The 3,548-nt window shown below is 49.5% G+C and carries 1 protein-coding gene and 3 pseudogenes; 2 read left to right on the plus strand and 2 right to left on the minus strand.

Going from position 1 to position 3,548, the window contains the following annotated elements; genetic code table 11:
* Positions 1-1,360, plus strand: a pseudogene (locus BEB54_RS27815) (ISL3 family transposase); the annotation flags it as partial.
* A 79-nt stretch (positions 1,361-1,439) separates the two neighbouring features.
* A pseudogene (locus tag BEB54_RS27820) lies at positions 1,440-1,732 on the plus strand (gamma-glutamyltransferase); the annotation flags it as partial.
* 39 nt (positions 1,733-1,771) lie between these two features.
* On the opposite strand, the gene BEB54_RS27825 reads toward BEB54_RS27820, so the two are convergent.
* Positions 1,772-2,806 (minus strand): phosphotriesterase-related protein, encoded by a 1,035-nt coding sequence (locus BEB54_RS27825; RefSeq protein WP_000656344.1) that lies wholly within the window; start codon positions 2,804-2,806, stop codon positions 1,772-1,774.
* A gap of 2 nt (positions 2,807-2,808) precedes the next feature.
* Positions 2,809-3,471, minus strand: a pseudogene (locus tag BEB54_RS27830) (DMT family transporter); the annotation flags it as partial.
* Positions 3,472-3,548 lie beyond the last annotated feature (77 nt).

A 3,548-nucleotide genomic window follows, 5' to 3' on the forward strand; every position in this document is an offset into this window, starting at 1 on the left:
TTCACGTAAAATTTTTGCCGAGTCGCTTGCTCCCTTCGCCAGTTCACACCAGCAGTCTTCACAGGCGTTACAAAATTAACAACGTCAACTGGGATTAATAGCTGGAGGTGAGGCTGGAAAACGGGCTGCAACGGCAGTGGGTCTCCGTTGCAGTGCTGATACTCTTCTTCGCAGGCTTATCAATACCCCGGAGACGAAACAGTCAGGCGCGCCTCATGTCGGTATTGATGAGTGGGCGTGGCATCGGGGCCACTGCTGCGGTATGTTAATAGTCAATCCTGATACTCACCGTCCCCTCGTCCTGCTTCCCGGCCGTGATCAGCGTACGCTGGCGACCTGGTTCAGAAAATATCCGGAAATACAGGTTGTCTCGCGTGATCGCAGTGGAGTCTATGCGACAGCAGCACGTGAAGGTGCACCTCAGGCCAGACAGGTGGCCGATCGATGGCACCTGCTAAAAAATATTGGTGATGAGCCTGAACGAATGATGTACAGATATATGCCTCTGATACGTCTTGTTGTCAGAGAGTTATCACTGAAGAAATCACCTGAGCCAGAAATATCTGTGCCTGTAGCATCGCTCCGTCGTCTGGAACGCCTTAAACAGCACATCCGCAAAAAACGGCATCAGCGTTGGACAGAGGTTATGGCCCTGCATAACAAGGGATGTAGTTTCAGGGAAATATCCCGTATTACAGGCCTGTCGCGAGTGACAGTCAGTCGCTGGGTGGGTTCAGGAACATTCCCTGAAATGTCAACTAGGCCTCCAAAGCGAGGGCTTCTGGACCCATGGAGGGAGTGGTTAAAAGAGCAACGAGAATGTGGTAATTATAACTCCGGCCGGATATGGCGGGAAATGGTGGCCAGGGGGGTTACAGGCAGTGAAACCATCGTCAGGGATGCTGTTGCCAAATGGCATAAAGGCTGGATCCCACCGGTTACTACTGCCGCAAGACTTCCTTCAGTGTCCCGGGTAAGCCGCTGGTTGATGCCCTGGAGAATAATCAGGGGTGAAGAAAATTATGCTTTCCGATTTATTAGTCTGATGTGTGAAAAAGAACCGGAGTTGAAAATAGCGCAGCAACTGGTACTCGAGTTCTACCGTATTCTGAAAACCTAAAATAAATCACAGCTAAGCAGCTGGTTCACTCGGGTCCACGAAAGCGGCTCAGCAGAACTTCGGTGCGTAGCTGCGGGGATGGAAGCTGATGCTGCGGCTATATGTGAGGCAATCAGCAGTCGCTGGAGTACTGGTGTTGTCGAAGGTCATGTAAATCGCCTGAAGGTGCTGATACGCCAGATGTATGGTCGAGCCGGACTTGAACTACTTAGGCGGAGGGTAATGAGTCCACTGGCATGAAAATCTTCACCTAGGTTGAGGAAGAGCCACTTTTGCACTGTTCGTGACAGTATGGCCTTTATGTACTCACTTTGTTACCGGTAGCTGGATCATCACTACCGTGCCGCAAATGGTGGTGAACAGCATCAATTGTGGAATGAATGTTGCCGAAGCGACCAATGCGCCTCGTTTCCACCATCAGTGGTTGCCGGACGAGCTGCGTGTTGAAAAGGGTTTAGTCCGGATACGCTCAAGCTGCTGGAAGCAAAAGGTCAGAAAGTGGCGCTGAATGAGGCGATGGGCAGCACGCAAAGCATTATGGTTGGGTCGGATGGTGAGTTGTACGGCGCATCCGACTCGCGCTTGGTGGATGATTTAACGGCGGGGTATTAATTGACATCCCCCGGCGCAATGTGCCGGGGGATAATGGTTTTATGCGGTCAATAATCGTCCGGGATTATCGATACAGAGTTTTTTGAGGATCGTTTTATCGACGCCGCGCTCCGCCAGATAGGCCAGAAAAACATCTGGAACAAATCCCCAGCCATTACCGCCATTTTTAGCCCACATTTGTTTAAGGAAGACATCGTGGCTGAGAACAAGCTGATCGGCGTATCCCAACTCAATGAGATGAGCGACGGCATCGGCAGTCTCCTGCACCCCTGGCGCTATTCCCTCTTTCGGGAAGGTAATGTCTAGGCCAATCATGTCGAATTCCAGCCAGACACCTTTATCAAGCATTTTCCGCTGATACGCCACGTCTTTTCCTGACGGATCCGAGTGTGCGAGAGAGACTTTATTTGGCGAGACGCCCATTTCACCTAACACAATGTCGAGTACTTCATCACCGCGACGAAGCCAGCCCGGCATGTGAATATTCATCGCCACATGAGGATTGTTAATCTGTGCCAGCGAGGCAGCCCGCAAGCTGTTATGCTCGGCTTCGGTAAATGTCGGTGAGACACCTATTTCACCGATCATTCCGGCACGAATATCCGTATCGCCAATCCCTTGATTCAATTCTTTATCGATCGTTGTCGCTAGTTCATCAACCGTTTTATGAATTCTCTGGCTTTCAAATTTTTCCAGGTAGGGACCGGAGGAAGCAACAATATTCAGACCTGTTTTTAATGCGACTTCTCGTAATGCCTGCGCATCTCGTCCGATAGACTCAGACCCTGTGGCATCAACAATGGTGCGACCACCGAGCGAGATAAAGTTATTAATTTCGAAGATCACATCTTCAATAGGTTTGCGGTCCATATTATCAGCGCAGCAATAAGGATCGTGTTTTAATGCCCACTGGATTTCTGCCGTGACTTTTTTATCAACAAGCTGTTGTGAAAAAGGATAGCAAGGAGCATCCACAACAGAGGAAAGATCGTTGAACAGATGTTCATGAGGAAGTGTTAGCCCCATATCTTCACGGGCGACGGGGCCCGTCACAGTTTGTAGATAATCTTTCATGATTATACCTCCATTTTCTTCATTGTTTTCGAGGCTCTGTATTCCGGAATAGTGGTAACAATTGCACCGACCAGTGCAAACAGTGTTCCGATGATCGTGACCAGATAAACGGTATTGCCCAGCGATGGAATTAATACGTCAATCAATACTGATCCCAGTAACTGGCCCGCCGTTGAAGCAACCCCCAGCATCAGTAACCCCAGACCTCTGACCAAAATGGCCATTAAACCGATAGACATTAGTCCAAGCGGGCCGCCAAGATACATCCACCAGACATCTGGTAATTGAACAGTGACGTGCCCTAATGCGACACGAATAGCTAGCGCTGTGCCTAAAACACAAAATCCAACGATGAAATTCTAGGTGATTGAAACCAGCATGGATCCCGTAGCTTCAGCTACTTTTGCATTTCCAGCGGGCTGCCATCCTGCAAGCAAACCAGCTAAGAACGGAAGAATGGCAAGTAAGATGAAAGAGGTAGAATGCCACTGAGGTGACACAACAAAAATCGTAGCAATAACCGCAAATAATGCACCGATGATGCGATAAGGGGTAAAGTATTTTTTCTCGTCGACACCGATACCAAAGCGATCGCAAAGTAAACCAGACAGCAATAGCGCGGAGATCAGTGCGGTCTGAAACGTTGCGACCCCGAGTGCGCTGGCTGGATTTGCCCCTATATTTCCAGACACCTGTTATCACTTAACCCATTACTGGCTTGCTGCCGTAGATATTCCCGTGG

The sequence above is a fragment of the Escherichia sp. MOD1-EC6021 genome (genome assembly GCF_002965245.1).
Taxonomy (GTDB): domain Bacteria; phylum Pseudomonadota; class Gammaproteobacteria; order Enterobacterales; family Enterobacteriaceae; genus Escherichia; species Escherichia coli_F.

Excerpts from the sequence above, each read along its gene's own strand:
- BEB54_RS27825 (WP_000656344.1), bottom strand. The coding sequence starts at position 2,806 with ATGAAAGATTATCTACAAACTGTGACGGGCCCCGTCGCCCGTGAAGAT.